We start from the raw sequence: 25,000 nt of genomic DNA, 5'->3' as shown, positions 1-25,000 counted from the left end.
CGGCCGGGTTCCCTGCCGTGGACGCTCCGCCGACCTCCCGGAGTTGGGGTTCCAGAGGGCGGCGCAGGCGTGTCGGGGTGGCGGAGGCGTGGGCGGCCCCTCAGCGTGGGCCCGTGACTGCGTGGTCGAAACGGATGCCGTCGCGCCGCATGGCGCGGGACGCCCGGCTGATCGTCGCCGCGAGGGCGCTGCGAACCTTCGGGTACGGATGCACGAGCGTCCTGCTGGCCGGGATGCTCACCCAGGACGGCGACGCTCCCTGGCAGACGGGGATGCTGCTCGCCGCCGCGTCGGCGGGGTCCGTGGCGTCCAGCCTGGCGCTCGGGCTGTTCGCCGACCGCTGGGGCCGGCGGCGCGCGCTGATCGTGTGCGGATGCCTGATGGCGTTCGCCGGGGCCGTCTTCGCGGTCAGCGAGTCGTACCCGGCCCTGGTCGCGGCCGCGTTCGTCGGCACCATCTCGCCGTCGACCAACGACAACACCCCCTTCTCCGGAGTCGAGCAGTCGATCCTCGCCCAGACGTGCGAACCCGCCCGGCTCACCAGGATCTTCACTGTCTACAACGTGACCGCGCTCGCGGCGGGGGCGCTCGGCGGACTGGCCGCGGCCGCGCTGGGACTGCAGCACGTCGTCTCCGCCGGGGACGCCGCGTTCGCGCTGTACGCGGTGCTGGCGGCCGCGACCGTGCTGCTGTTCCTCGGGCTCTCCCCCGCCGCCGAAGCGGGCGCCGTCGCCGCGAGCGGGGGCGCGGCGACGAACGGAGACGTGGAGGACCTCGCCCCGGTCCCGATGTCGCGGCTGCCGCGCCGGGTGCACCGCCTGGTGGGTCTGTTCGCCGTGGACGCCTTCGCGGGCGGTCTCGTCGTGCAGGCCGTCCTCGCCTGGTGGTTCGCACACCGCTTCGGCGCGACCACCTCCCAGCTGGGCCTGATCTTCTTCGCCGCGAACCTGCTGCCCGCGCTCGCGCAGCTCACCGCGCCCCTGCTGGCCGCGCGCCGCGGGCTGCTCACCGCGATGCTGCTGCCGCATTTCACGTCCAACCTGATCCTCGCCTGCGTCGCGTTCGCCCCCGGCCTCGGCGCCGCGGTCGCCCTGCTCCTGATGCGGCAGAGCCTCTCGAAGATCGATGTGCCCGCTCGCCAGGCGTTCATGGCGGTGGCCGTACGGCCGAGCGAGCGTACGGCGGCCGCGAGCATGACCAGCATCGCCCGCAGCGTCGCGGTCTCCGTGAGCCCCGTCGCCGCGACCGCGATGCTCTCCGGGCCGATCGGCGTCGCCGGCGCGCCGCTGCTGCTCGGCGCCGCTCTCGCCATCGGGTACGACGTCACGATCTGGCGCGCCTATCGGTCGGCTGTCCCGGCCGCGGAGTCCTGAGCCCGGTTCGCAGCACCTCCACTCTCCAACCGCCGGAGAGATCGACCTGACAGGTACGCTGGCCGCCATGGAGATCATCACGGGTGCGGGTGCGTGGGCGCAGCCCGCCGCGGGGGCCGCCAACGATTGGGTTGAGCAGCTCAAGGTGCCGGACCTGTCCGTTGGCACCTACTGCATCCCGGCCGGCGGGGTCGACGACCAAAGTCCGCACACCGAGGACGAGATCTACGTGGTGACCAGAGGCCGGGCCCGGATCGTGGCGGCGAGCGGTGAGACGGAGGTCGGCCCCGGAGCGGTGATCTTCGTTCCGGCGGGCGAGGAACACCGCTTCGTGGACATCACCGAGGATCTGGCACTGCTGGTCGTGTTCGGCCCGGCCTACGGCTCGCGCGGCGGCTCCCGGGCCTGATGCGCCCCGGGGGCACCGGTCGGCGTGGGGAGGCCGGATTTCGGCAGGTGCGGAGCGGTTCAGCGACATGAATAGCTCCAAAAATGCATAAAAAGGACTAAATACTGTAAGTGGCTTATGGCGGCCATTAGGTGACAAGTGCCGGTGACGCCGTGCCGCGAGGAGCGGGATGCGGCGCCTCGCATTTCCCCGGAATTCCGCAGCGTTCCCGAATCGCCCTCGAATTCGAAGATCCTCAACGGTTAGCATGACGGTGCGCACTGACTCTGTGCTGACAGGGTGACGTCGAGAAGATGGGGACGCCACATGGACACCGAGGGCTGGGCGGTCAGTGTGCCGACGGGGTACCGGGTCGGCGACTGGCGGGTGACCCGGCCCATCGCCTCCGGCAGCTGGGCCAGCGTCTACGAGGCACGGCCGGTGAGCGGCGACGCGGCGCCCGCGGCGCTGAAGTTCCTCCCCACCGGCACCGTCACCCGCCGCCAGCTGCGGCACCTGCGGGACATGACCCAGCGGGAGATCCGCCTCCACCACACGCTCCGGCATCCGCGCATCGTCCAGGTCAGCGAAACGCTCGTCGTGGAGGACGCGGGCGATCCGGAACTCGACGGCGCCTGCGTCCTGGTCATGGAGCTCGCCGAAGGATCGCTGGCCGACCTGCTCCGCGCGGGGGCGCCGGGGACTCCCGTTCCCGGCGCGCCGAGACTGATCACGGAGATCTGCGAGGGACTGGCACACCTGCACGCCGAAGGCTGGATGCACGGCGACCTCAAACCGAGCAACGTGCTCATGATGGCGGACGGCTCCATCCGGCTCGCCGACTTCGGTCTGGCCACGGAGATCGACGGGACTCACGGCTACCTTCCTCCCGCGGGGTCGATCGACCACGTGCCCCCGGAGCGCTGGAGTGAGCCGCTGACCGAGCGCGGCTACGCCGTACGGACCTCGGCCGACATCTGGGCGCTCGGCGTGACGGCCTGCCAGCTGCTCACCGGCCATCTGCCCTTCAGCGCCCCCACGGCCCGCGCGCGTTACGTCGCCGCCGCCGAGTACGCGGCCGGCGAGCGGCCCCTGGCGCTTCCCTCCTCGTTGCCGGACGCCTGGCGGAGCTGGATCGGCGACTGTCTGTCGCCCCGCCCGAGGTCCCGGCCCGAGGCGGCGCGCCAACTGCAGCGGGCCCGCGTGCTCGCCGGCACCGTACGCGCGCCGGGGCGGACCCGGACACGCGCCGTCTCGGGGATGGCCGCCGCCGCTCTCCTCACGCTCGCGTGCGGCTCGGGCTCGACGGCCGTGGACCACCGGCCCGACCCCTACGCGCGCTGGCTGCGCACCGACTCCGACATCCCGCGCGAATATCGCGGGCTGATCGTGCAGGCCGGCACCTCGTGCGGCGAGCCCGGCCTGACCCCGGCGCTCGTCGCCGCGATCCTGAAGGCGGAGAGCGGCTTCAACCCCGACCTGTCCGATCCGGCCAAGGACGAGTACGGCCTCGCCCGGTGGACACCGTCCGTGATGCGCTTCTACCTTCCGGTGGACAGACGGGATGAGATCCCGACGCCTCCGCTGCCCCCCGAGGACTCCATCCCCGCCGTCGGCCGCTACCTGTGCGTACGGCTGCCGCTGCTGGCCGGGGTGCCCGGGGACCAGGGTCTGCTGGGGGCGGCGGCCTTCCGCTCCTCCGACGACGTGATCCGCCAGGGGAACGGCGTACCGGCCCGCTTCCAGCCGTATGTGGACCGGGTGCGCCGCTTCCGCGCCGACTATCAGCCGTGAACCGTGCGCGCGCTCAGCCGTCGAGCAGCGCCAGGTGGTCCTCGGTGACGAGGTCGAACCGGAGCGCGACGGACACCAGGGCGGCCCGCTGCCAGTCGGCCTTCCGCACGCCCGACGCCTCCTTGACGCGCAGTTTGGTCCTGGCCAGATAGTCGATGTGGAAGTTGACGGCGGGCCGGGTCAGCTCCACGCCGCCGGGAGCGCGCCGCAGGCGGTCCAGCACCTCGGGCACCGTGGGGATGACCGGAGACGAGCAGTCCCGCAGCCGCGGCTCGCACAGCGCGACCAGCACCAGGAAGTACTTCGCCGTCTCGTCCACGGCGAACGCCGACAGCGTCGGCTCCCCCGCGGTGCTCTTCGGCGCGTCGAAGTCGATGTAGCTGTGCTGTGAGGCGAACACCAGGAACGAGCACGACCGGTCCGCGACCGGCAGCACCACGCGGGCGAACTCGAACGGCACGGGCGCCGCGGCCCGCCCGGGAGCCACCTTGAGGAACTCGCCGCCGCCTTCGGGGTTCTCCACCACGAGGGTGGCGGTGCGGCTGAGGTTGGTCAGCAGCCAGTAGTCATCTACCGCCCTGATCGCCCCTGCCCGCCGCGAGACCCCGGGATGGTGCAGCGGGAAGTCGACGTGAGCGGATCGGTCACCGCGACCGAAGCTGACCTCACGACCGGGAGGGACCTCCAGAGTGGACGATTCGGGCCCGGGGGCTTCAGCCTGAAGGAGGATCGTCCGCATTTCCTCTGGGTCCTCCGCACGGATGACGACGACACCCTTGAATCTTCGAGGTTAGCAAATTCGCGATCACGTCAGACGATGTCAATGGTCCGGAAAACACGGACGCGCGGCGGATAACCGCAATCGCCGCCCGTGGATTTCCGGCACGTCGAAAATCCGGCATCCGCCGGGGAATCCGGCGGCGTAAGGAGGTGGAAATGTTCTCAGCGCGAGCGAGAGCCGGGCGAGCGGCGGCGGGGGCCGCGATGCCGTTCCTGACACTGGCAGGAGCGCCGGCCTCCCAGGCGGCGCCGGCGACCACGACGTCCACAGGGGCGACGTCCGTGGATACGCCGTCCACCGGTGCGTTGTCCACGGCCTCGGTCGTCCTCCCGATGGGGACGACGGTCGTACCCGGCGCCGGTGGCCGGACAGCCGGGGTGAGCCGGTGAGCACGCCCGCCGTCGACGACCTGCTCCGCGAACTCGCTCCGCAGGTCGTCGGCCTCCTCACCCGCCGCTTCGGAGACTTCGACGCCACCGAGGACGCGGTGCAGGAGTCGATGCTGGACGCCGTCGCCCAGTGGCCCGCGCAGGGCGTTCCGGACAACCCGCGGGGCTGGCTCGTCCAGGTCGCCTACCGCCGGATGGTCGACCAGGTGCGCAACGAGCAGGCGCGGCGTCGCCGCGAGGAACTGGTGGCCGCCCAGGATCCCCCGGAACGGCTCACCGCGCCCTCCGCCGAGGAGGCGCTCGAAACGGAGCGGGACGACACGCTGATCATGCTGTTCCTGTGCTGCCACCCCGCGCTGACCCCGGCGTCGGCGATCGCCCTCACCCTGCGCTCCGTGAGCGGCCTCACCACGGCCGAGATCGCCCGGGCGTTCATGGTGCCCGAGGCCACCATGGCCCAGCGGATCAGCCGGGCCAAGCAGCGCATCAAGGCGTCCGGCGTGCCGTTCCGGATGCCTCCGCCCGGAGAGCGGGCGACCCGGCTCGGTTCGGTGCTGCATGTGCTGTACCTCATCTTCAACGAGGGGTACGCCAGCAGCGCGGGCCCCGACGTGCACCGCGTGGAGCTCTCCCGGGAGGCCATCCGGCTGGCCCGGCTGACCCATCGGCTGCTCCCCCACGACTGCGAGGTGGCCGGGCTGCTCGCGCTGATGCTGCTCACCGACGCCCGCCGCCCCGCCCGCACCGACGGGTCGGGGATGCCCGTCCCGCTCGCCGACCAGGACCGGAGTCTCTGGGACGGCCGCGCCATCGCCGAAGGCGTCGCGCTCATCACCCGCACCCTGGCCAGAGGTTCGGTCGGGCCGTACCAGTTGCAGGCGGCGATCGCCGCGCTGCACAGCGAGGCGGCGACGGCCGAGGAGACCGACTGGCCGCAGATCCTGGCGCTGTACGGCCTGCTGGAGCGGATGTCCGACAACCCGGTGGTGTCGCTCAACCGCGCGGTCGCCGCCGCCATGGTCCACGGCCCCGCCACCGGTCTGGACCTGCTCAAGGCGCTCGACGGCCGCCTCGCCGGGAACCATCGCTTCCACGCTGCCCGGGCCCACCTGCTGGAGATGGCCGGCGACCGCCGGGCGGCCATCGAGGACTACCGTACGGCGGCGGGCCGGACGACCAGCATCCCCGAGCGCGACTACCTGACCACCCGCGCCGCCCGGCTCACCGCTCGGACCGCGTCCCCGCCAGGCGAGCAGCTCGACACGTGAGGGTCCGGGCGCGCGAAGCCGCTCCGGGTGACTTCGGCGGGGGTTCTGTCTCCTCGGAGTCAGTCGCGCGCACCTGGGAGTACGGCGACGGCTTCCACTTCGACGAGCTGGTCTTTGTAGCCGAGCACGGTCACGCCGAGCAACGTGCTGGGCACGTCATGCTCGCCCATGTACTCCCGGTACACCTCCCACGCCGTGACCAGGTCGCTCTGCCGGGAGGAGGCCACGTAGACGGTGGTCTTGGCGACATCGGTCAGTGACGCGCCCGCCCCTTCCAGCGCGGTTACGAGGTTGCGCATCACCTGGTGCGCCTGGCCGGCGTAGTCGCCGACCGCGACGGTCTCGCCGTTGAGATCAAGGGGGCATGCGCCGGCCACCCAGATGGAACGCACCGGCGCGTCGGCGACCGCGGCATAGGCGTAGTCCACCTGCTGCGTGAGCTGGTGATTGCGGATCAATCTGACGCTGCTGCTCATATCGTGCTCCTTCTCGGAGATTCGGGCCAGCTCGGTGAGCGGCCCAGGATTGCGACGATCTCATCCAGACGTGACCCGCCCGAGCACGTGAGCGGCGGCGCGAAGGCCGCCCCGGGCTGTTCGCGCGCCGTGCCGCCGGGTACGGCTTCCGCCACGGCGAGAGCCACGTCCAGCAGGTCCGGCGGGAACACGACCTCGGTCCCCAGCGCCTTGGCGAGATCCCAGGAATGCACCACGTAGTCGATGAAGTGAAAGCTGATCGCCTGTGTCCCGGGGAAGACGCTCCCGCTTCTCACCTCGGGCAGCGGGAACATGCGCTCCAGCACGCCGTCGACGGCGAAGGCCGCCATGACGTGCTCGGCTGCGATCCGATAGCTCGCCACGGGGTAGTCGCCGAGAGAACGCAGCTTCCACCGGGCGAGATCGCCGTCTCCCCCGGACGCCGCGGCGAAGCCGTAGTGCTGTGCGGCCATGTGCGCGAGCAGGCCGTACACGGTCCATCCGAGGCAGGGCGTCGGACGGGACAGGTCTGCGGGCCGCACTTGCGCCGCCACCTCGACGCTGGCACGGACGGCCTGCGCGTCGAGGGCGACAAGATCGGCTTTTTCCATCAACTCATTCATGTGCATTCGCATATGATCTGCATATGCTTATGATCTCGTCAAGTGGGTATCTTGGACCCGTGACGGGCCGCCGCGACATCGCTGAGATGCTGTATCCTCTTCTGCAGTCGCTCATCGCGGCGGAACTACCGGTGCTGGCGGCGCATGGCGTCTCCATGTGGGGCTACGCCGTACTGGGCGCCCTGGATGACGGTTCGGTACGCACCCAGGCCGCTCTCGCCGAAGCGATCGGCGCCGACAAGACCCGCATCATCAGCACCCTCGACAGACTGCAGGCAACCGGGCTGATCACCCGCGAACCGGACCCTCGGGACCGCCGCGCGCGGATCCTCACGATCACCGATGAAGGCCGCGAGGTGCGCGGATCGGTGCGGGCCGAGATCCAGGCCAACGAGGAGCGCCTGCTCGCGCGCCTGCCCGAGGCAGACCGTCACGGCTTCCTCCGCGCCCTGCAGACGCTCTACCGACTGCCCCGCGAAGAGATCATCGAGAGGACTCCGCTCGATCGGCGCCCCACTCAACGATCGAACGCGACTCACAACCGCTGATCTTCCACCACCGCCCCGGGCGGACATCTACCAGCGAGACGACACAGCCGGTTCAGACGTGGGCGAGTGCTCGGGTGGAGGCGTCAAGGAGGTCGCCCAGAGCCGAACGGGCCCGGGTGAGGTCGGCTATGCGGGAGTCCAACTCGCTGGGTTCTGATGTGGTCGAGAACGCATGCCTGGAGTTCGGTGCCGTCACTGGACGAACTGCCCGAGCACATGGAAGGGGGGCCCGAAGCCTACTTCGGCGTGATGAGGAGTCACGATCCGGACAGCGCACTCTGACCGAGCCGCAGCGCACCGGCGAGAGTTCCCAGCGGAGTGAGAGTCCGTCCGGCCGCTGTCGGCAGGTCGTTACGAGCGCGTACTCACGTGGCGGCGGCGTCGAGCAGGATCCGCGCGAGCTCGCGCGGCTGGGAGAACATCGGCCAGTGGCCGGTGTCCATCTCGACGAGCCGCCAGTTCTCACTGGTCAGCAACTCGACCACGTCCTCGGTCGGCTTGTCGCCGTCGAGCAGGCACTTGATGTAGGTCGCCGGCAGCTCACCAAGCGGCCGTTCCAGCACGGCCGCCTCGGTCAACGACGCCCCCGGGTGCGGCGTCGACCTGGCCACGATCCGGGCGATCTGTTCGCCGGTGAGCCCCTGGCCGTCGTAGTCCGCCGCGGCCAGCGGCGGCCAGAACCCCTGATTTTCGGCGATCGACTCCACCACCACCCGGCCGTACGGGTGGGTGACGAACGCCGCCCCGGGCCTCGGAACGTTCGAGTCCACGAAAACCACGCGGGTCAGCCGGTCCCCGATCCGCTCCGCGGCCTGCCCCACCGGGATGCCCGAGTAGCTGTGCCCGGCCACGACGACCTCACGCAGGTCGAGCCGTTCGACCAGATCGACGATGTCCTGGACGTGGGTCTGCTGGCCGGCCGGCACGCCCCGCTTCTCGGCGAGGCCGGAGAGCGTCAACGGGTGAGCGCCGTGGCCCGCCGCACGCAGCTCCGGCACCACCTCGTCCCAGGCCCACGCTCCCAGCCACGCCCCGGCAACCAATACGAATTCCGCCATGGCGGAAACCTAGCGAAGCCGGCCGACAGTTTCCGCCCCCCGTCACCGCACCCGGCCGCCGACCCGCCGCATCCACCCGATGGATCCGACGTGACGCGCTAAGCATCCGAATGGGCGCGGAGCGCGCCGCCCGGACATCTTCAGGTGACACGCAGTGGTAACAGACTTCCACTTTCTCCGGAAGCGGATACGGAGAGAAGGCCGCGTACAGGGACCCCAGCGCGCGATCGAGATCAAACGGTATGTCCACGCTTGGAGGCTATTGCCGTCAAACCGGGTCGCCGACCGCTCTCCGTTCAGGAGGACGAGTAATTGTCAACACCTGCGGATCTGAGCCGTGTTTACGCCGCCATCGGCTTACGCGTGAGGATCTGGATCCCGGTTGACTCGTGCCCATTCATGGTGGACACCGTGATGGTTCGGGCATCGATGGGTTCGAATTCGGCGAGCAGGTCGGAGAGCCACTCGCGAGAGTGATGGCGGCAGACGGCGCCGTCGCCTGTTTCGAACACGCCATAGCAGCCGTACTCCTGCACATACCGGTCGTACCGGCTGCGGTTGCGTTCGTCGTCCTGCAGCAGAAGATCGCTGACGTAGAGGATCCCGCCGGGCTTGAGGATGCGGTTCAGCTCGGAGATCAACCGGTGCTGGGCTTCACCGCTGGGGACGCAGGTCAGCACGGCGAAAAGCAGGACCGCGTCAAAGCTCGCGTCCGGGTAGGGCGAAACGGGTGGTGCATCCAAGATCGCGAAGCGCATGGCAGGGTGCAGACCGCGGGCCCGTTTGATCATTTCTGGCGAGGTGTCCGCGCCCGTGAGATTGTGAAAGCCGCGCTGTTCGAGCTCCTCCATGGTGCGGCCGTATCCGCATCCGTAGTCGAGGATCGCAGCGTTTGCGCTGACCCCGTCGAGCCAAGGCAGATGGAGCGGATGAGTGAACGTCTTCGTGGCCGCGACGGCATCCCAGTAGGAAACCTGGCTGTCAAAGTCGGACACGGCAGATGCCTCTCTGGGCGCTCGGCTGAAGCCGCTCATCCTGCCATGGCCGTGCAGCGCTCGACGAGGTGCGATCGTCGGCGGGGCCGTACGGCCCGGGCCCCCGCCGACGGGTCACGCCGCGGCGGCGACCGGCCGGGGGCCGGTCAGCGCCTCACACGACATGGCCGCACGCAAGGAGTCAGCGGTCGGTCCACAGGTGCCAGAACCAGTCGCCTTCCGAGCAGGTGTAGTGCCCCCAGTGGCCTCGGTCGATCCCGCCCTGACCGGCGGAGACGCAGTTGGAGTGGCTGGTGAACCAGTCGCGGTAGACGTCGTCCCCGGCGGGCAGCCGGCCGGTCGACGCGGTGGCGGCGTGCGCGGGGGCGGAGAGAACGGCGGGGGTGGCGAACAGGGCAACCGCCGCGAGCGCCGCGGGCAGGGCCTTCAGTACCGGCTTGATCATGGGATGTCTTCCTCCGGGGAGAACCTCCAAGGACCTGCACAGTATGTCATCGAATAATTACTCTCCGTATAGACGAAAGTATGCAAGGGCCTGGATCCGTTACCGTCGGACAAGGTTGACGAGGCTTGGCGGGACATCGGCGAACCGCTCAGCCGCCGTGCCGGGCCGGCCCCATTCTCCGCGCTCAAGGCGCACCACCGGTCGTCCCGCCATGGCCGCACCGACGGGCCCACGCCGGCCGCGACGGCTTGCTTGACGTCACCTCCTCTCCAGCACCATGGCCTTTTGCCGTGCTGCAGGTCGTCCCACGTGACGTACAGCCCGCTAAAGAACGGCTTCGCGTGGCGCGCCTCCAACTCGCCGCGCACCCTGCGGAGGACCTCCACGCCTGGCCGCCCGCCGGCCACCGCGACGAAATCGATGTCGTTCCCGCCCGGCCGGTAGTCGCCGAGCGCGATCGACCCCCGCACGCTCGGCGAACACGCCGACGCGGCTATCCACCTGAGGGGCCGTCGCGCCAGGCGACCTCCACAGTCAGTACAAGTATTGCCATTCGTAGCACTCCTGCTACATTTCTTATGAAGACTTAGACAGGAAGGTGGGCTGTGACAGTCGTGAGCGAATCAGCCGCATCGGTACTGAACGCCAGGCCGCCCGACGAGAACACCGTGCTCGATGTCCGCGACCTGCGGATGCGATACGGCACAGCTGACGTGCTCAGTGGGGTCACCTTCGGGGCGCGCCGCGGTGAGGTGCTCGCCCTGCTCGGGCCGAACGGGGCGGGCAAGACGACGACGATCGAGATCCTGGAAGGTTTCCGGATGCGGTCAGCCGGACACGTCGAGGTGCTCGGTGTGGACCCGGCCCACGGTGACGAGCGATGGCGGGCGCGGCTCGGCGTGGTGCTGCAGTCCTGGCGCGATCACGCCAGATGGAGGGTGGGCGAGCTGCTCGCGCACCTCGCCTCCTACTACGTGCCCTACTCCACGGAGCGGATCCGCCGTCCATGGGACGTCGACGAGCTTGTCAGCGCGGTCGGGCTGACCGAGCACGTGAAAAAGAAGGTCGGGCAGCTGTCCGGCGGTCAGCGGCGCCGGCTCGATGTGGCGATCGGCATCGTGGGCCGCCCGGAGCTGCTTTTCCTCGACGAGCCCACCGTCGGGTTCGACCCGGAGGCGCGGCGGGAGTTCCACGACCTTGTGCATCGTCTCTCCGACAGCGGCGACACCACGATCCTGCTCACCACGCACGATCTGGACGAGGCCGAGAAACTGGCCGACCGCATCCTGATCCTGGCCGGAGGGTCGATCATCGCCGACGGTTCGGCCGACGAACTGTCACGGCAGATGCCGACGGAGGCGGAGGTACGGTGGAGCCACGACGGCGGGCGTTTCGTGCATACGACGGTCGAGGCCACGCGGTTCGTTCACGAGCTGTTCAAGCAGCATGGCGATGCCATCTCCGACCTGGAGGTGCGCCGGGCCAGCCTGGAGGACACCTACATGGCCCTGGTGCGTGAGCACGAAGCCGGCCGGAATGTGGCCGCGCATCCTTTCGGAGTCCAGGAGCGCTCCGGGAGCGACGAGGTGGTGGCCCGATGAACGCGACATCGATCGCCGTACGAGCAGGGCTGAAGCGCGGTCTGCTCGAGCTCAAGCAGAGCCTCACCAGCCCTCAGGACATCGGGTCCAACCTGTTCTTCTCAGCGATCCTGCTGGTCGCCATGCTGTTCATGCGGGGCTCGACGGTCGCGGGCACGAACTTCTCCCTGGGGTCCATGACCTTGCCGAGCGTACTCGGCATGGGCGTCGCCTCCGGCGGGCTGATGACTGTGACACAGTTGCTCGCCATCGACCGCGATGATGGCACCCTGCTGCGTGTCAAGGCGATCCCCAACGGGATGCTGGGCTACCTCATCGGCAAGATCGTCCGGGTGTCCGGGATGACCCTGATCGCGCAGGCCATCGTACTGATCCCCGGCCTGTTCATCTTCGACGGCCTGGCGACAGGCAGTCTCGGCTCGTGGGTGACCCTGGCGTGGGTGCTGCTGTTGGGCCTGGTGGCGACCATGCCGATCGGCGCGATCACAGGATCCCTGTTCTCCAACCCCCGCAGCTCAGGGCTGCTCATGCTGCCCATCATGGGCCTCACCGCCACCTCAGGCATCTTCTATCCGATAACCCAGTTCCCGGAGTGGTTGCAGTGGATCGGACAGGCTTTCCCGATCTACTGGCTGGGGCTCGGGATGCGCTCGGCACTGCTCCCCGACACAATGGCGGCCGTGGAGATCGGCGGCTCCTGGCGTCACCTGGAGACCGTCGGAGTCCTCGGGGCCTGGGCCGTCGCCGGACTGGTGGTGGCGCCGATGGTGCTGCGCCGGATGGCGCGTCGCGAGTCCGGGTCGAAAGTGGCGGCCCGTCGCGAGAAGGCCATGCAACGCCTGTCGTGACGCCGCCGCACATACCGGAACCCGCTGAACCGCACGAGAAAGACGAACGCCATGAGCGAGGTGATCTACAACCGCATCGCCATGCTGCGCGCGGAACGCGGGATCTCCCGCAGGCAACTCGCCGAAGCCCTCGGGGTCCACTACCAGACGGTGGGCTACCTGGAGCGCGGGGAGTACAGCCCCAGCCTGCACCTGGCCCTGAGAATCGCCGCGTACTTCGAGGTCCCGGTGGAGGTCGTCTTCTCCACCGCCCCGTTCCCTCGTATCGGGGCCGCAGAGCGCGGCGTATGACAGGCGCGTCCACACCTCGATCGCGGTCTCATCGCGCGGCCACCATCCGGATGCGCCCGAAGCTCATGGTCGGACGCGGTCGAACTCCCAGGGATCATGTGCGGACACGACGGTCACCTCATCCCCGTGTTCGCGCACGAGCGCGCGCAGCCGGGCTTGGGTGTCGAGGCGGCCCGCTCGGTCGACCTGCGATTCATGCTGCACGATGTCCATGAGCGGATGCCCGTGCGGGGTGTCACCGTCCAGTTCCCGGTGGTAGAAGTAGGCGTCGCCCGCGTGCAGCAGCCATTGGTCATCATGCCGTACGGCCACTCCGGCATGACCGGCGCTGTGACCGCCGAGCGGCACCAAGAGGATCTCCGGCGGCAGCCCCTCCAGCGGACGCGCCCCGGGGAACCCGAACCAGTCCTGACCGCCGTCGCTGCCGTAGGTGATCCAGTGCGGATCGTGCGCCCAGTGGGCGGGGCGGTAGCGGCGGCTCGGGGCCTCGGCCAGCGCGGACCTGTATTCGGCTTCCACCACATGAACCCTCGCCTGCGGGAAGTCGGGCAGCCCGCCGGAGTGGTCCACATCCAGATGCGTGACCACGATGTCGCGAACATCCGCGGGGTCATGCCCTAGACGGATGATCTGACGGACGGCGGTCTCATCTGGGTCCAGAAGCGGTTCGGTCAGCGCGACCCAGTCGGCGGCCAGCGACTCCTCGGGCCGTCGGACATCGTCCAGTCCGAGGCCGGTCTCCACCAGCACGAGGCCGGCGTCATCGGTTTCGAGCAGCAGAGCGTGGCACACGATCGGCATCGGAGTGAGGGCGCTGTAGGTCGCCTCGATCTCCCTCAGTGACCCGACGTTCAGGTGATGGATCTTCATGCGCCCTAGACTGCAACTTGAACCGCGATTCAAGTCAAGGAGACAAGGAAGCCACCGGGGTGGACGAGACACTGCTGGATATCGGCGAGATAGCCGAGCGCACCGGGCTGGCCCCTTCGGCGCTGCGGTTCTACGAGCGCAAGGGCCTCATCTCCAGCACCGGCCGCAACGGTCTGCGCCGCGCCTACCGACCCGAGGTACTGGAACGCCTCGGGCTGATCATGTGCGCTCGCAGTGCCGGCTTCGGAATCGCCGAAATCGGCTCATTTCTGGGAGCCGGCCCCGGCGACCAGGAGGTACGCGAAAAGATGGCGGTCAAAGCCGGGGAGTTGAACCAGCGCATCGCCCAGTTGATCCGGTTGCGCGACGCTCTCGACCACGCCGCGACCTGTGACCACGAGCCGCTGACGGAATGTCCCGACTTCAAGCGAGCCGTGTGGAACGCCCGAACTGAATCGACCGCCTCTTCCCATTGATGCGGAGCCGCAGAGCGCCGCCCCGCCGCCTCGGCCTACTGGCCTATCCACCAGGCGAGGCCTTTCACCTGGGCACCGACGATGTCATGGTGGTCTTCACCGCCGAGTTCGCGGCCAAGGTGGGCATTCCCGGCATTCCCGGCATCCGCTGATCGGAGCGGTCGAGCCAACAGCCGTCCATCCATCCTCGACTTTCGGCGATCACTTGGCGGAGATCCCCACCCGAGGCAAGGAAGGAACCTCGGCCCGCTACGGCGCGTCCGTGTGGTGCAGGGTCGAGGGCGCCGATGCCGAGGTGGGGGCGGAGTTGGATGCACACGCACAGTTGGGCGAGGCGTCCGTCGCCGGTGTCGAGCACGTGGCCGGTAGACAGCGGCGGCGATGTCGGGGACGAGCAGGCTGCTGCAGTGCAGAGCGATCCCTGCGGCGAAGTGCACGCTGTCGCGGTGTGGCGTAGCCATCCACAGCAGATCCAACCCCGCGAAGCATTCCTTGACAAGAATATTCTTCGTACCGAATACTTCGGCTCGTGGATCAGTTCGCATCAGCACTTGGAGACGGCGCGCGGTGGCGCATCGTCGAAGTTCTTGCCGAGCGGCCCCGGTCTGTCGGCGAACTGGCTGAGCTGACCGGCTTACGGCAGCCGCAGACCACCAAGCACCTCCAGACCCTCGCCCGTGCCGGTCTCGTCACGGTCTTCCCGCTCGGGCAACGTCGCGTCTACGCGGTCGAGGCGGCGCCGCTGAAGGCCCTCGAGCGCCGCCTGCGGGAACTGGTCGAGACCATCGAGGCGCATGAGAACGAGCGAGACGTCATCGCGCGTTACCGCGCCGCCATCGAAGCGGAGTCCGCGGTCGCGGACCGGGAACGGTGGGCCGACGGGCGCACCTTCTCGTTCGAGCGCGTGCTGGCCGTGCCCCCGGACGTCGTCTGGCGGTATTGGGTCGCCCCGGACCTTCTTGCGTCCTGGTGGGCCCCGCAGTCGATGACGGTCACCGACTGCGCCCTTGAGCCGAAGCCGGGTGGTCGCGCTGTCCTGGAGTATCGCGATGCCGAGGGGCGATACCGCTCCGAGGGGCGGGTCCACGCCGCGAAGGAACCTGAGCACCTCGTGTTCGACCTTTCGGTGCTGAACGCGGCGGGGGCGGTCTCGTTCACCGGCCGCTACGACCTGGCCCTCGCCGTGGTCCCGGACGGCACCCAGCTGCGGCTTGGCCTGCGTATCACCGAAACGACCATCGAGGCCGTTCCCTACATCGCCGGGATCGTAACCGGCTGGGGCCAGGTGCTCGACAACCTCGCCGACGCCATCGGCACATCTCAGCGCACTACCAAGGCAGCGCGAACCAAGGAAAAGGAAGCATAGCCATGACCAACCCGACCGGACGCAGGGTGACCGCGAACATCAGCCTCACCCTCGACGGGCGCTACAACGGCCCCGGCGGGCCCGGCGATCTGGGCGCGATCGTCCCGTACGCGACCACCGAGGTCGCGCGAGATCACCTCACCCGGATCTGGGAGGGCGCGACGACGGCGCTGCTCGGCCGGCTCAATGCCGAGGGGTTCCTGGGGTTCTGGCCGACGGTCGCCGAAGACGAGAACGCCGATCCACGTGATCGCGGATACGCGAAGTGGCTGGTCGACACGGAAAAGGTGGTCCTCTCGACCACCTTGACCGAGGCGCCGTGGGAACGCACCCGCCTCGTGAACGGCCCCGCTGCGGACGTCGTCACCGACCTCAAGACCACCGGTGAGGGCGACATTCTCGTCAACAGCAGCGCCAGCATCATCAAGGCGCTCCTCTCGGCGGACCTGCTCGACCGGCTGTATCTCATGATCACCCCAGAGATCGCCGGAGGTGGGCAGCGACTGTTCGACGACGGCCTGCCGGCTTCGAAGTGGACGCTCACACACCAGGAGACCGGCGAGCTGGGCGAGATCGCCATGGTCTACGACCGCGTCCGCTAGTCCCTGGCGTCCGGCGATCAAATTCGCGTGATGGCCGGAGGCCACTCTGAAAGCCGCCGGCTGGGCGAAGAACACGAAGAAGATCGGTTTCGCCGGCCCGCACTTCCATGATCTCCGGCGCACCGGCAACAGGATCGCCGCCGGTCCGGGCGCGACGCTTCGGGATCTCATGGAGCGGATGGGGCACGACTCCGTCCGCACCGCGATGATCTACGCACGGCGGAGGCTGACCGCAAGATCGCGAACGCTATGAACGGAAAGGTCACAGAAGTCCTGCCGACCAAGGCGAGTGATCTCTGAGCGAGATCGCCCGCATCGGCCAATGGCACGGCTAATGGCACGAGCCCCGTTTCGACAGGTGGAAGACAGGGCTCTTCTCGCTGGTGGGCGGTACTGGGTTCGAACCAGTGACCCCTCGCTCGTAGGTCAACCCAGGAAGGGGCGGAACCAGCACCGGCACCCGCCCTGACCTGGCCATGCAGTCCACGACGGTCCACCACCGTCCAGGCTCGTCCATGGCGCTTGTCTCCCAGATAGTCACCCAGTACAGCCACGCCTGCGAGCAGACGGAAGGTTAGATCCACTGCACGCGGACGACATACACCTCGCGCTGAGGATCCAATACGAGATAGGTCACGAGCCCACACTCTCCGAACGGCATGACCCGCATGTTCCCGTCGAGCTTGCTTGGCGACTGTGGTCCGCCGGCCCAAGGCTCCAGCTCAATCAGATCCAGCGCTCCGGCTAGATATCGCAAGGCATCGTCGGGGAGGGCAGCGATCTGTTCTTGAGCGACAGGATCGGGCTCAACGATCGAGTACACCTACCGCTCGACCCCGCGCTCAGCGAGCAGTTCGCGCCACGTCTTGTCGCCCCGAGGGATCGGCTCGCCAACGTCGGCCAGTTCCTGGACACGGGCGGCCCGCTCGTAGAGGTCTCTGCGGCCCTGCGGATCTTTGACGGAGTCGCACGCGATCAGCCACCAGGAGTGGATGAACTCGCTCAGCCGACCGAGGTCCAAACTGGCGCGGACCTGCGCCAGGACGACGTCAAGACCAGCGTCGAACCCGTCTCGGTCCTGCGGAACGACCAACGCTCTGCGGATGGCGCGCAGGTTCTTCTCCGGCAGGTGCCCTTCAGGAGTGGACTCCTGCGGTTGCGCACTCATGCCGTCAGTGTACGTACAGGCACTCGATGCGGCCCAGCCGATCGCATGACTCCCAAACGTGGTTTGGCCTGGGCGGGGTTGCTCCAGTTCGATGGAAACCGCTGATCGCACTGTGGGCGTCTGACCTGCGGGCCAACCTCATACAGCTCTTACCTTCGCCCGCTACTCGGCCTGGCCTAATGGCATGCTGACGGCACGGTGATCAAGCCCTCAGAGGCCCGGATCTCGGCCGACTCGATCACCGGTAGCAAGCAGAACCGGTATCGGAAGGGGAGCGGCACCTGACACCTTGTATCGCCTTGACCGGGCCCTCGTCGGCTCCGTACCTGCTGTAGGCCATGGTGCGTCACGTGTGGGACGCCTCCGGTGAGGGGCGCCGCTCAGAAGGAGATGACGACCTTGCCGGGGGCATGGCCCTCCTCCAGGTAGCCGATTGCCCTGGGGACTTCTTCGAAGGGGTAGTGGCGGTCGATGATCGGGATCACTCGTTTGTCGTTCAGGAATGCGCTCAACGTCTGCAGGTTCTGTTTGGGGCTGGGGCACTTGAGGGCGTCTGCCACCGATATCCGCTGGCCGACGAAGCGGGATACCGACAGGGCGGAGAGCACATGGCCCATGGGTTGTATCCAGCGACCGGGCGGGCCGCCGACCACCACGTAGGCCCCCTCGGGGCGCAGGGTGCGTCGGGAGACGGAGACCGGTCGGCTTCCGGCGATGTCCAGGAACAGGTCGTAGCGCTGGGTCTCGCGAGTGAAATCCTGGGTGGTGTAGTCGATGACCTTGGTCGCGCCGAGGGAATGGACCAGGTCCACGTTCCGAGCGCTGCAGACGCCGGTGACCTCGGTGCCGAGGGCGCGGGCCAGTTGTACGGCGAACGTGCCGACCCCACCGGACGCGCCGTTGATGAGAACACGCTGGCCCGGCAGGATATGACCCTCGTCGCGCAGGGCGAGGAGAGCGGTGTTGGCGGCCATGGGAACCGCGGCGGCCTCCTCGTACGAGAGGCTCTCCGGCTTCGGGGCCAGGTCGGATTCGCGGACGCAGACATATTCGGCGAAGCCGCCACCGCTGATGACGGCGAAGACCTCGTCGCCGGGGCGGAATTCCGTGACGTTTCTGCCGACGGATTCGACCTGGCCGGAGATGTCTGCGCCCAGGATGGTGACCTGGGGGGTTCGGAGCGCGAGGCCGCCGGGCATCAGGCGGGCCAGGTACGGTTCGCCGCGCATGTTATGCCAGTCGTACGGATTGACGGAGCTGGCACGTACCCGGACCAGGACCTCGTCGTCGCGAGGAACGGGGACGGGGATTTCGATAAGCGTCAGGACATCGGGTGGCCCGTACGAGCGTGAGACGAACGCCTTCATCGCCATCTCCTTATGCGAGTCAATGCGAGTGCGGAGGCAGCCAAAAGGCTAAGAAACGCGGCCAGGCCGCCGGATCAGCCGAAAGTACGCCTGATCGCTGGATGATCGGCTGACCTGAATCGGACCGTTCGTGTGATGAGCAGACATGGGCGAAGAAGCCACGATCCCCTCATGACCGAAAGCAGTGTGAGGGGCACCAAGCTCCAGAAGGTACAGCCGGGCGGACGGGGCGCCAAAGTCCCCGGATGGATGGGGCCCACCGGCCTGATCATGCTCAGCGTGATTCCGGTGGTCGCCGGTGCGCTGCGTGTGGGGGAATTGGCAGGTGGCGCGGCGATCACCCCCGCCAACGCGCGATTCTTCGCGACACCGCTACCCGTGGTGTTACACATCATCGGAGCGTCGCTCTACGGCATTGTGGGCGCCTTCCAGTTCGCGAAGAGGTTCCGTCGTCGGAGGCCGGGCTGGCACCGCATGGCAGGACGGACTCTCGTTGTATGCGGACTTGTCGCCGCACTCTCCGGCCTGTGGATGACCGTGTTCTATCCCCGCCCGGAAGGCGACGGCGATCTCCTCACGGTGTTCCGGCTCGTGTTCGGCACGGCGATGGCGGCCTCCCTCGTGCTCGGCTTCGCCGCGATCCGGCGGAGAGATTTCCGCCGCCACCACGCCTGGATGATCCGCGCCTACGCGATCGGCATGGCCGCAGGCACCCAGGCGTTCACCCAGCTCCCCTGGATGCTCCTCGTCGGCCCCCTCGGCGAGATCCCCAGGGCCCTGCTCGTGGCCGCCGGATGGATCATCAACCTCGCCGTGGCCGAGTGGATCATCCGCAGACCCTAGTTCCTGACCCGACGGGTCTCATACGCCCACATGGCGATTTCCACCCGGTTCCGGGCGCCAAGCTTGGCCATCAGGCTGGCGATATGGGTCTTGACGGTGCTGAGTGAGATGTGAAGTTCGTCAGCGATCTCACTGTTGGTACGCCCCCGGGCCACCGTGACGAGAATCTGCTCCTCACGCTCGGTGAGCGCCTCGATGGGACGGACCGGCGGCGCGGCAGGCCCGGCGTGGGCGAAGGCGGTGAGCAGGCGGCCGGTGACGCTCGGAGCGATGAGGGCGTCACCGGCCGCCGCGGCGTGAACGGCCTGGGAGAGCAGCTCGGCGCCGGCGTTCTTCAGCAGGAACCCCCGGGCTCCCGCGCGCAACGCCGCGTAGACGTACTCGTCGAGGTCGAAGGTGGTGATGACCACGACGGCGAGTGGGTCGTCGACGGTGGGCCCGGCGAGCATCCGGGTGGCCTCGATGCCGTTGAGCACGGGCATCCGGATGTCGAAAAGGCACACATCCGGTCGAAGCCGTCGGGCGAGTTCGACCGCTCGCCGCCCGTCGGCGGCGTCGCCGACCACCTCGATCCCCGGTTGAGCGTTGAGGATCATCACCAGTCCGGTACGGACGATCTCCTGGTCATCGGCGACCAGCACCCGGATGCTCACCTGGCCACCCCGGTACGCGGCAGCACGGCGGTGACGCTCCATCCCCGGTCGGGATTGGGGCCCGCCGCACAGGTGCCCCCGAGGAGATCAGCCCGTTCGATCATGCCGGTGATCCCGTAACCGGGTGTCCCCGCGGGGCGAACGGGATCGCCGTCATCGCTCACGTACAGACGGACCGACCTGGCGTCGGCGCTGACCCGAACCAGGACGCGCGTGGCGTGCCGCGCGTGGCGCCGCGCGTTGGTGACCGACTCCTGGGCGAGGCGGTAGATCGCGGCCTCGACGGAAGGGGAGAGGCCGGCGGTGTCGCCCTCGATCTCCACCTGGACGGACGGGCCGGATTGTCCCGGGCTTTCGAGCTGGGAGAGATCGGCGATGCTCCGCCCAGGCGCCAGGTCCGCGGGCACGTTCCGGCGGAGGACGTGAACCATGGCACGCATCTCGGCAAGCGCCTGGGCCGCCTCGGCCTCGATCACCTGCAACGCCTCGGTGGCGGCGTCCGGCCGCAACGCGGCCGTCGCCAACCCCGCCTGCGCCCGGATCGCCATCGCCGAGACGTGATGGGCGACGGTGTCATGCAGATCTCGGGCCAGTTGCTCACGTTCGAGTAGTTTGACCTGGTCAAGCTCCCGCGTCCGCGCCCTCGTCCGGTACCGGAACGCCGCTCCCACGGCGACCACCGAGAATACGACGGCGAAGGCGGCGGCGGTGTCGGCGGGACCGGGATAGTCCACAACCATGGAGAACGTGGCTTTGGCGAGAATGATCGTCAACCCGATGATCGCCTCTCGCCCGGACCCCCACCGGAACAGCGCATAGGGCAGGAGAAGCAGATAAATCATGGTGTTGGACTCGGGCGAGTCACCACCCGTCAGCACCTGGGCCACACCCGACACGCCGAACGCGGTCACGACCATCAACAGCGGCTGGGTGCGGCGCCACAACAAGGTGGGCACCAGCCCGACCGCGAGGCTCACCGAAATGACCCGTGCGGGCATGTCCGGCCGCACCACTCCTTCGAGCAGCGCGACCGGCAGCAACACCCCCACGAGCACCCAGTCTCGCCACACCCGACGCGGTGCGTTGGGGGAACGGGGCTCACACCACACGGAGCGAATAAGGCCGTGCACGAAGTCATGGTACGAGAGTCCCCACCACCCGCAATCAGCCCAAAGTACGAGACATTTCGCTCACCGGATCGGTAGTCGTCGCGGACGGCGTCCCAAAAGTGGATTAACCCGTTTGCTGGAGGAGGAGGGTGACGAAGCCCAGGATGCTGCGGTAGCCGTTCAGCCTGTACTGCTTCACAAGTCGCCGCAGGGGGCTTTACCTGCGGATCGACCTGAGGCGGCGGCTCAGGCAGGATCGGTTCTTATGCCTCGCGGTCTCGACACCACCGCCTACGCTCGGCGCCCGCTCGCGTGGCTGATAGGACGGTGCGCCCCTGACCCCATCGCGGAGGTGAGCCGTCGTGAGCGCCGCTGGCTGATCGTCTACGGGGTGGTGCTCGGCGGCGGCACGATCGCCTGCCTGACCGTTTTCGTGACGATCACCCTTCCGGTGGCAGCAACCTTGGTACTCCGTTCGGCTCGGGCTTTGACCTCCTCGCACAGCCTCGACGCGACGGCGGTCCTGGCTCTTCTGGCCACGGTTCAACTGCTCTGGCTGCGCGCCTGGTGGCGGCGCCACGGTCATCGCTTTCGCTCTGGCCGCACGCCCAGAGCGACGCACCAGTCATGAGGTCATCCGGGCCTTGGCCTGGACGCGACGGATGTGATCGACGATGAGTCCAACGACGAGGTCCGGCCGGTGTCTGTGGACCTGGTGCCCCGCACGCTCGGCGACGACGTGCACGGCGTTCGAGGACAGCCGCAACAGATCGACCTGCAGCGGATGCCAGACGGAGTAGAAACGCCGCCGTTCGGCTATGGCCGTCGCGTCCGTGCACAGGGGATCGTCGCGGCTGGAGGACACCACCGTGAGGGGTATCGCCCACAGGCTGGCTGCTCGGCGGCGGACCTGTACGGGGCTGATGGTGACCGCAGCCGCCATCTCGCGAAGTGCCGTGCGGCGTTGCCGATCACTGAGGTCGAACGCGATCCTGGTGGAGACGAACTCTGACGGTAGGCGCCGGGCGTCGGCTTCGCGGCGAGCCTGCTCGCTCCACCCGGTGTCGAAGGCCAGGCGCCGAAGCGCGAGCGGCGTCAGGCGCGAGCGCAGGATGCTCAGGGCCATGCTGACTCTTGACCGAGGTAGCCGCTGGACCTGCTCGGGGTGGCTGGAATCGACGAGGACGACCGCCGCCACGGCGTCAGGCTGCTCGGCTGCGAACAGCCTGACGATGTATCCCCCGGCCGAATGACCGACCAAAACGTACGGCGGGGCGATCCCAGCGCCGTCCAGGGCTCGCCGCAGATCGCGAGCCGCACTCAACGCGGAACCAGCCCACGGGGACGGGTCGCTCCACCCGAGCCCAGCGCGGTCATACAGCACAACGGACGACTCCGCCGCCAGCTCTGGCAGGAGCGCGGACCAGTTCAACCCTGGCTCACCCAACCCGGGCACTATCACCACGGTGGGCGAGCCGGTGCCCGCGGTCCACAGGTGAATCCGACGTCCGCCGATGTCAACCATTCGTCCAGGCGGAGGAAAGCGGTGGCGATCACGCCGTGCCCCGCGAGCCTGGTAGAGGGCACTCGCGGCCAGCCCGGCGCTCACGCCCATGACCAACCCGGCCAACGTCTTGACGATGGTCCCCCTGCTGAGCATCACGCGGTTCATCACACTCCACTTCTGCCGGGTCTTCAACCGTTCACGTTGGGGTACGAGTGCACGGCCACGTCCTTGCCACCTTCAACTCCGCCATACGTGTGCCAGCGAATCCTTCCGGACCCCTCTGAGCCCCTACAACGAACGGGACATTCGACGGACGCGGAAACGTGACCGGTGGCTGGTTTTCCAGCGCCCATACAGTCGGCCGGAGCGTCCACGGGTGTCCGGCCTCGTCCGTGGTTGTCGCCGCTCCGTCGGTCACCCAGAACTCGCACTCTCCGCGCGGCCCTTCGGCTCCTCGGCCCATCCGTCGCGGCCGTTGCTCCACAACTCGGAGGCGTGGTAATCGAACCGGTCGAAGAGCCCGTCGTCCTGGTAGTGGCGCAGGTGCGGCATCGGCGAGTCATGCCCGACCAGCTTGGCCAGGTGCGGCGTCACGAGCATCTCGGAGTCGAGCCGGAAGACCCTCATGGCGATGTGTTCGTCCCCGAACTGTGCCTCGATCCCGGGTACATCACGAACCCGATCTCTGAGAGGGTGATGCGGATGCGCGCCGCAGATGGCGGCCAAGCGGATCAGCGGTCACTACCTGCTGGCCCGTGCACGGCATCCTGAGCCGTCGATTCATCTGGCCGAGATCGGCCGATCCTCTCGTCGGCCACCGCAACACGGTCGTCACGGAGACCGTCTACCGCAAGCAGATCCGCCCTGTGCTCATGCAGGGCGCTGAGGCCATGGATGACATCTTCATGGCTTAGTCACTCACGCCCCGTTTCCTTGATCGGAGACGGGGCGTTTTCACTGGTGGGCGGTACTGGGTTCGAACCAGTGACCCCTCGCTTGTAAGGCGAGTGCTCTACCGCTGAGCTAACCGCCCCAGACTGGACTACACCTTACGACACCAGGGCGCCTTTCAGCACATCGGGAGATCGGTCCGTTCCCCTTCGCGTACGGCCCGGCGACGCCGGAGCGCCTGCGCCGTCGCCGGGCCGTCGCGCCACGGTAGGGCTAATGTGCTCCGAGCAACGTCTCCGGCGTCCAGTCGGCGCCCACGCCGGGCTCGCCGGCGGCCTGCCAGCCGAGCAGCGCGGCGCCCAGCATCCCCGCGTGTACGCCGAGGGCCGCCGGGCGGAGTTCGGGGGGATCGCAGAAGGCGAGCCGCGCGGCGAGCCGTTCACGCAGCGGATCGAACAGGACGGCCCCCGCCTCCCCGAGGCCACCGCCGATGACGATCAGCGACGGGTCCAGCAGCAGCGTGTACGAGGCGAGCGAGATCGCCAGCGCCTCGATCGCCTCGCCGAACACCTCGCGCGCGACGGGGTCGCCCGACGCCGCCAGCGTCACGACCTGCTTCGCGGTGGCCGCGCGGCCGGAGCGCCGCTCGTAGCGCCGGGACACGGCCGACGCGGACGCGTACGTCTCCAGGCAGCCGATCTGGCCGCACGCGCACAGCTCGCCTGACGGCCAGACGGTGGTGTGGCCGATCTCGCCGCCCCATCCGTGCACCCCGCCGTACGGCTCGCCGCGTACGACGACGGCGCCCGCGATGCCCGTGCCGATGGGGAGGAAGAGGAAGTCGGCGGTGTCGCGGCCGGCACCGAAGACGCTCTCGGCCAGCCCTCCGGTGCGTACGTCGTGCCCGAGACACGCGGGGAGGTCGCCCGGCACGAACTCCCCGGCGGGCACGTCCCGCCATCCGATGTTGGCGGAGTAGACGGCGGTGGACGAGGTCACGATCCCCGGTACGGCGAGGCCGACGCCGGACGGCTCCGCGCCGTAGCGGGCGCGCCCGTGCCCGGCCAGCTCGCCCACGTAGGCGCGGATGGCGGCGACCACGGCGGCCGGCCCACGTTCGCGTTCCGTCGGGTGCCCGGCGAAAGGGGTCACCTCGCCGGAGCGCGTGACGAGCCCGCCCTTCATCGACGTACCGCCCACATCGAGGGCAACCACGTAACTCACCCGGACATCGTCGTCATCAAAGGACGTTTTCGCCAAATCCACGCCC

At 68.5% G+C, this 25,000-nt stretch carries 29 protein-coding genes and 1 tRNA gene; 15 read left to right on the top strand and 15 right to left on the bottom strand.

What is annotated here, in order from left to right:
- The first annotated feature begins 113 nt into the window (after positions 1 to 113).
- The 3 genes from AWQ71_RS11130 to AWQ71_RS11120 all read left to right on the top strand — a co-directional run bounded on the left by AWQ71_RS11130 (position 114) and on the right by AWQ71_RS11120 (position 3,555).
- Positions 114 to 1,373 carry an MFS transporter gene (locus AWQ71_RS11130; protein WP_157570288.1) on the top strand — a complete coding sequence of 420 codons (1,260 nt, stop codon included), beginning with the start codon at positions 114 to 116 and terminating at the stop codon, positions 1,371 to 1,373.
- A gap of 67 nt (positions 1,374 to 1,440) precedes the next feature.
- The gene (locus AWQ71_RS11125) at positions 1,441 to 1,782 is read left to right on the top strand and encodes a cupin domain-containing protein (protein WP_067130951.1); all 342 of its coding nucleotides are present in this window, start codon (positions 1,441 to 1,443) and stop codon (positions 1,780 to 1,782) included.
- A gap of 306 nt (positions 1,783 to 2,088) precedes the next feature.
- Positions 2,089 to 3,555 (top strand): serine/threonine-protein kinase, encoded by a 1,467-nt coding sequence (locus tag AWQ71_RS11120; RefSeq protein WP_067130950.1) that lies wholly within the window; start codon positions 2,089 to 2,091, stop codon positions 3,553 to 3,555.
- Between the two features lie 13 nt (positions 3,556 to 3,568).
- Here AWQ71_RS11120 and AWQ71_RS11115 read toward each other — a convergent pair whose 3' ends face one another.
- On the bottom strand, positions 3,569 to 4,294 hold the full coding sequence (locus AWQ71_RS11115; RefSeq protein ID WP_067130949.1) for an FHA domain-containing protein: 726 nt from the start codon (positions 4,292 to 4,294) through the stop codon (positions 3,569 to 3,571).
- A 427-nt stretch (positions 4,295 to 4,721) separates the two neighbouring features.
- Here AWQ71_RS11115 and AWQ71_RS11110 point away from each other — a divergent pair, with 427 nt between their 5' ends.
- Positions 4,722 to 5,993 carry an RNA polymerase sigma factor gene (locus tag AWQ71_RS11110; RefSeq protein ID WP_067130946.1) on the top strand — a complete coding sequence of 424 codons (1,272 nt, stop codon included), beginning with the start codon at positions 4,722 to 4,724 and terminating at the stop codon, positions 5,991 to 5,993.
- A 59-nt stretch (positions 5,994 to 6,052) separates the two neighbouring features.
- On the opposite strand, the gene AWQ71_RS11105 is transcribed toward AWQ71_RS11110, so the two are convergent.
- Positions 6,053 to 6,469, bottom strand: a complete 417-nt coding sequence (locus tag AWQ71_RS11105) for a RidA family protein (RefSeq protein WP_067130943.1) — start codon at positions 6,467 to 6,469, stop codon at positions 6,053 to 6,055.
- Complete coding sequence (locus AWQ71_RS11100; protein WP_067130940.1) at positions 6,466 to 7,080, bottom strand: TIGR03086 family metal-binding protein; 615 nt, start codon at positions 7,078 to 7,080, stop codon at positions 6,466 to 6,468. Before AWQ71_RS11100 ends, AWQ71_RS11105 begins: the two co-directional genes overlap by 4 nt.
- 71 nt (positions 7,081 to 7,151) lie before the next feature.
- On the opposite strand from AWQ71_RS11100, the gene AWQ71_RS11095 reads away from it, so the two are divergent.
- Entirely contained in the window at positions 7,152 to 7,640 is a 489-nt protein-coding gene (locus tag AWQ71_RS11095) for a MarR family winged helix-turn-helix transcriptional regulator (protein ID WP_218001742.1), read from the top strand.
- A gap of 365 nt (positions 7,641 to 8,005) precedes the next feature.
- Here AWQ71_RS11095 and AWQ71_RS11090 read toward each other — a convergent pair whose 3' ends face one another.
- The 3 genes from AWQ71_RS11090 to AWQ71_RS11080 all read right to left on the bottom strand — a co-directional run bounded on the left by AWQ71_RS11090 (position 8,006) and on the right by AWQ71_RS11080 (position 10,138).
- Positions 8,006 to 8,698 carry an alpha/beta fold hydrolase gene (locus AWQ71_RS11090; RefSeq protein WP_067130934.1) on the bottom strand — a complete coding sequence of 231 codons (693 nt, stop codon included), beginning with the start codon at positions 8,696 to 8,698 and terminating at the stop codon, positions 8,006 to 8,008.
- Positions 8,699 to 9,039: 341 nt separating this feature from the next.
- Positions 9,040 to 9,693 (bottom strand): class I SAM-dependent methyltransferase, encoded by a 654-nt coding sequence (locus AWQ71_RS11085; RefSeq protein WP_067130929.1) that lies wholly within the window; start codon positions 9,691 to 9,693, stop codon positions 9,040 to 9,042.
- Positions 9,694 to 9,874: 181 nt separating this feature from the next.
- Positions 9,875 to 10,138, bottom strand: coding sequence for a hypothetical protein (locus tag AWQ71_RS11080; protein ID WP_067130926.1), 264 nt, complete (start codon positions 10,136 to 10,138; stop codon positions 9,875 to 9,877).
- Positions 10,139 to 10,830: 692 nt separating this feature from the next.
- On the opposite strand from AWQ71_RS11080, the gene AWQ71_RS11075 reads away from it, so the two are divergent.
- Genes AWQ71_RS11075 through AWQ71_RS11065 form a run of 3 tightly spaced genes read left to right on the top strand, consistent with a single transcriptional unit; the run spans position 10,831 to position 12,878 of the window.
- Positions 10,831 to 11,739: an ABC transporter ATP-binding protein gene (locus AWQ71_RS11075; RefSeq protein ID WP_067131549.1), complete on the top strand. Its 909-nt coding sequence runs from the start codon at positions 10,831 to 10,833 to the stop codon at positions 11,737 to 11,739.
- Positions 11,736 to 12,587 carry an ABC transporter permease gene (locus AWQ71_RS11070; RefSeq protein WP_067130923.1) on the top strand — a complete coding sequence of 284 codons (852 nt, stop codon included), beginning with the start codon at positions 11,736 to 11,738 and terminating at the stop codon, positions 12,585 to 12,587. The genes AWQ71_RS11075 and AWQ71_RS11070 overlap by 4 nt, the downstream gene beginning before the upstream one ends.
- Before the next feature lie 51 nt (positions 12,588 to 12,638).
- Positions 12,639 to 12,878 (top strand): helix-turn-helix transcriptional regulator, encoded by a 240-nt coding sequence (locus AWQ71_RS11065; protein ID WP_067130920.1) that lies wholly within the window; start codon positions 12,639 to 12,641, stop codon positions 12,876 to 12,878.
- A 63-nt stretch (positions 12,879 to 12,941) separates the two neighbouring features.
- Here the strand turns inward: AWQ71_RS11065 and AWQ71_RS11060 are convergent, their stop codons facing one another.
- On the bottom strand, positions 12,942 to 13,748 hold the full coding sequence (locus AWQ71_RS11060; RefSeq protein ID WP_067130917.1) for an MBL fold metallo-hydrolase: 807 nt from the start codon (positions 13,746 to 13,748) through the stop codon (positions 12,942 to 12,944).
- A 59-nt stretch (positions 13,749 to 13,807) separates the two neighbouring features.
- Between AWQ71_RS11060 and AWQ71_RS11055 the strand changes: the two genes are divergently transcribed.
- The 4 genes from AWQ71_RS11055 (at position 13,808) to AWQ71_RS11045 (ending at position 16,192) form a co-directional block, all read left to right on the top strand.
- Positions 13,808 to 14,224 (top strand): MerR family transcriptional regulator, encoded by a 417-nt coding sequence (locus AWQ71_RS11055; protein WP_067130914.1) that lies wholly within the window; start codon positions 13,808 to 13,810, stop codon positions 14,222 to 14,224.
- Positions 14,224 to 14,376 (top strand): hypothetical protein, encoded by a 153-nt coding sequence (locus AWQ71_RS41510; protein WP_157570287.1) that lies wholly within the window; start codon positions 14,224 to 14,226, stop codon positions 14,374 to 14,376. Before AWQ71_RS11055 ends, AWQ71_RS41510 begins: the two co-directional genes overlap by 1 nt.
- 377 nt (positions 14,377 to 14,753) lie before the next feature.
- Positions 14,754 to 15,590: a metalloregulator ArsR/SmtB family transcription factor gene (locus AWQ71_RS11050; RefSeq protein WP_067130911.1), complete on the top strand. Its 837-nt coding sequence runs from the start codon at positions 14,754 to 14,756 to the stop codon at positions 15,588 to 15,590.
- A 2-nt stretch (positions 15,591 to 15,592) separates the two neighbouring features.
- Positions 15,593 to 16,192, top strand: a complete 600-nt coding sequence (locus AWQ71_RS11045; protein WP_067130907.1) for a dihydrofolate reductase family protein — start codon at positions 15,593 to 15,595, stop codon at positions 16,190 to 16,192.
- 823 nt (positions 16,193 to 17,015) lie between these two features.
- Here AWQ71_RS11045 and AWQ71_RS11035 read toward each other — a convergent pair.
- Positions 17,016 to 17,360 (bottom strand): DUF6247 family protein, encoded by a 345-nt coding sequence (locus AWQ71_RS11035; protein WP_067130901.1) that lies wholly within the window; start codon positions 17,358 to 17,360, stop codon positions 17,016 to 17,018.
- A 380-nt stretch (positions 17,361 to 17,740) separates the two neighbouring features.
- Complete coding sequence (locus AWQ71_RS11030) at positions 17,741 to 18,727, bottom strand: NAD(P)-dependent alcohol dehydrogenase (protein WP_067130898.1); 987 nt, start codon at positions 18,725 to 18,727, stop codon at positions 17,741 to 17,743.
- A 171-nt stretch (positions 18,728 to 18,898) separates the two neighbouring features.
- Here AWQ71_RS11030 and AWQ71_RS11025 point away from each other — a divergent pair, with 171 nt between their 5' ends.
- A complete protein-coding gene (locus AWQ71_RS11025; protein ID WP_084258775.1) occupies positions 18,899 to 19,570 on the top strand; it encodes a DUF2306 domain-containing protein in 672 nt (223 codons plus the stop codon).
- On the opposite strand, the gene AWQ71_RS11020 is transcribed toward AWQ71_RS11025, so the two are convergent.
- Both AWQ71_RS11020 and AWQ71_RS11015 read right to left on the bottom strand, forming a co-directional pair.
- Entirely contained in the window at positions 19,567 to 20,223 is a 657-nt protein-coding gene (locus AWQ71_RS11020) for a response regulator (RefSeq protein ID WP_067130895.1), read from the bottom strand. The genes AWQ71_RS11025 and AWQ71_RS11020 overlap by 4 nt on opposite strands.
- Positions 20,220 to 21,293, bottom strand: coding sequence for a sensor histidine kinase (locus tag AWQ71_RS11015; RefSeq protein WP_439650366.1), 1,074 nt, complete (start codon positions 21,291 to 21,293; stop codon positions 20,220 to 20,222). The genes AWQ71_RS11020 and AWQ71_RS11015 overlap by 4 nt, the downstream gene beginning before the upstream one ends.
- A 391-nt stretch (positions 21,294 to 21,684) precedes the next feature.
- On the opposite strand from AWQ71_RS11015, the gene AWQ71_RS11010 reads away from it, so the two are divergent.
- Positions 21,685 to 21,963: a hypothetical protein gene (locus tag AWQ71_RS11010; RefSeq protein ID WP_157570286.1), complete on the top strand. Its 279-nt coding sequence runs from the start codon at positions 21,685 to 21,687 to the stop codon at positions 21,961 to 21,963.
- Here AWQ71_RS11010 and AWQ71_RS11005 read toward each other — a convergent pair.
- Together AWQ71_RS11005 and AWQ71_RS11000 are read right to left on the bottom strand one after the other, a co-directional pair.
- Entirely contained in the window at positions 21,958 to 22,857 is a 900-nt protein-coding gene (locus AWQ71_RS11005) for an alpha/beta fold hydrolase (RefSeq protein ID WP_245658236.1), read from the bottom strand. The two genes, AWQ71_RS11010 and AWQ71_RS11005, sit on opposite strands and share 6 nt — an antisense overlap.
- Before the next feature lie 396 nt (positions 22,858 to 23,253).
- A complete protein-coding gene (locus AWQ71_RS11000) occupies positions 23,254 to 23,466 on the bottom strand; it encodes a hypothetical protein (RefSeq protein WP_067130882.1) in 213 nt (70 codons plus the stop codon).
- A 128-nt stretch (positions 23,467 to 23,594) separates the two neighbouring features.
- On the opposite strand from AWQ71_RS11000, the gene AWQ71_RS41505 reads away from it, so the two are divergent.
- Positions 23,595 to 23,753, top strand: coding sequence for a hypothetical protein (locus tag AWQ71_RS41505; protein WP_218001756.1), 159 nt, complete (start codon positions 23,595 to 23,597; stop codon positions 23,751 to 23,753).
- Between the two features lie 44 nt (positions 23,754 to 23,797).
- Here the strand turns inward: AWQ71_RS41505 and AWQ71_RS10995 are convergent.
- Positions 23,798 to 23,872 (bottom strand) — tRNA-Val (locus AWQ71_RS10995).
- A gap of 131 nt (positions 23,873 to 24,003) precedes the next feature.
- Positions 24,004 to 24,954 (bottom strand): ROK family protein, encoded by a 951-nt coding sequence (locus tag AWQ71_RS10990; protein ID WP_084258774.1) that lies wholly within the window; start codon positions 24,952 to 24,954, stop codon positions 24,004 to 24,006.
- Positions 24,955 to 25,000: the final 46 nt, after the last annotated feature.

This window comes from Microtetraspora malaysiensis, from assembly GCF_001528665.1.
Taxonomy (GTDB): Bacteria; Actinomycetota; Actinomycetes; order Streptosporangiales; family Streptosporangiaceae; genus Microtetraspora_A; species Microtetraspora_A malaysiensis.
The sequence above is the reverse complement of the archived record's forward strand: the minus strand, read 5'-3'. Positions and strand labels throughout refer to the sequence as shown.

Bases quoted from the DNA above. Each gene is read 5' to 3' on its own strand.
- AWQ71_RS11125 (WP_067130951.1), top strand. From the start codon at position 1,441: ATGGAGATCATCACGGGTGCGGGTGCGTGGGCGCAGCCCGCCGCGGGG.
- AWQ71_RS11120 (WP_067130950.1), top strand. From the start codon at position 2,089: ATGGACACCGAGGGCTGGGCGGTCAGTGTGCCGACGGGGTACCGGGTC.
- AWQ71_RS11115 (WP_067130949.1), bottom strand. From the start codon at position 4,294: ATGCGGACGATCCTCCTTCAGGCTGAAGCCCCCGGGCCCGAATCGTCC.
- AWQ71_RS11105 (WP_067130943.1), bottom strand. From the start codon at position 6,469: ATGAGCAGCAGCGTCAGATTGATCCGCAATCACCAGCTCACGCAGCAG.
- AWQ71_RS11100 (WP_067130940.1), bottom strand. From the start codon at position 7,080: ATGGAAAAAGCCGATCTTGTCGCCCTCGACGCGCAGGCCGTCCGTGCC.
- AWQ71_RS11090 (WP_067130934.1), bottom strand. From the start codon at position 8,698: ATGGCGGAATTCGTATTGGTTGCCGGGGCGTGGCTGGGAGCGTGGGCC.
- AWQ71_RS11080 (WP_067130926.1), bottom strand. From the start codon at position 10,138: ATGATCAAGCCGGTACTGAAGGCCCTGCCCGCGGCGCTCGCGGCGGTT.
- AWQ71_RS11075 (WP_067131549.1), top strand. From the start codon at position 10,831: ATGCGATACGGCACAGCTGACGTGCTCAGTGGGGTCACCTTCGGGGCG.
- AWQ71_RS11070 (WP_067130923.1), top strand. From the start codon at position 11,736: ATGAACGCGACATCGATCGCCGTACGAGCAGGGCTGAAGCGCGGTCTG.
- AWQ71_RS11065 (WP_067130920.1), top strand. From the start codon at position 12,639: ATGAGCGAGGTGATCTACAACCGCATCGCCATGCTGCGCGCGGAACGC.
- AWQ71_RS11060 (WP_067130917.1), bottom strand. From the start codon at position 13,748: ATGAAGATCCATCACCTGAACGTCGGGTCACTGAGGGAGATCGAGGCG.
- AWQ71_RS41510 (WP_157570287.1), top strand. From the start codon at position 14,224: ATGCGGAGCCGCAGAGCGCCGCCCCGCCGCCTCGGCCTACTGGCCTAT.
- AWQ71_RS11045 (WP_067130907.1), top strand. From the start codon at position 15,593: ATGACCAACCCGACCGGACGCAGGGTGACCGCGAACATCAGCCTCACC.
- AWQ71_RS11035 (WP_067130901.1), bottom strand. From the start codon at position 17,360: ATGAGTGCGCAACCGCAGGAGTCCACTCCTGAAGGGCACCTGCCGGAG.
- AWQ71_RS11030 (WP_067130898.1), bottom strand. From the start codon at position 18,727: ATGAAGGCGTTCGTCTCACGCTCGTACGGGCCACCCGATGTCCTGACG.
- AWQ71_RS11025 (WP_084258775.1), top strand. From the start codon at position 18,899: ATGACCGAAAGCAGTGTGAGGGGCACCAAGCTCCAGAAGGTACAGCCG.
- AWQ71_RS11005 (WP_245658236.1), bottom strand. From the start codon at position 22,857: ATGGTTGACATCGGCGGACGTCGGATTCACCTGTGGACCGCGGGCACC.
- AWQ71_RS11000 (WP_067130882.1), bottom strand. From the start codon at position 23,466: ATGAGGGTCTTCCGGCTCGACTCCGAGATGCTCGTGACGCCGCACCTG.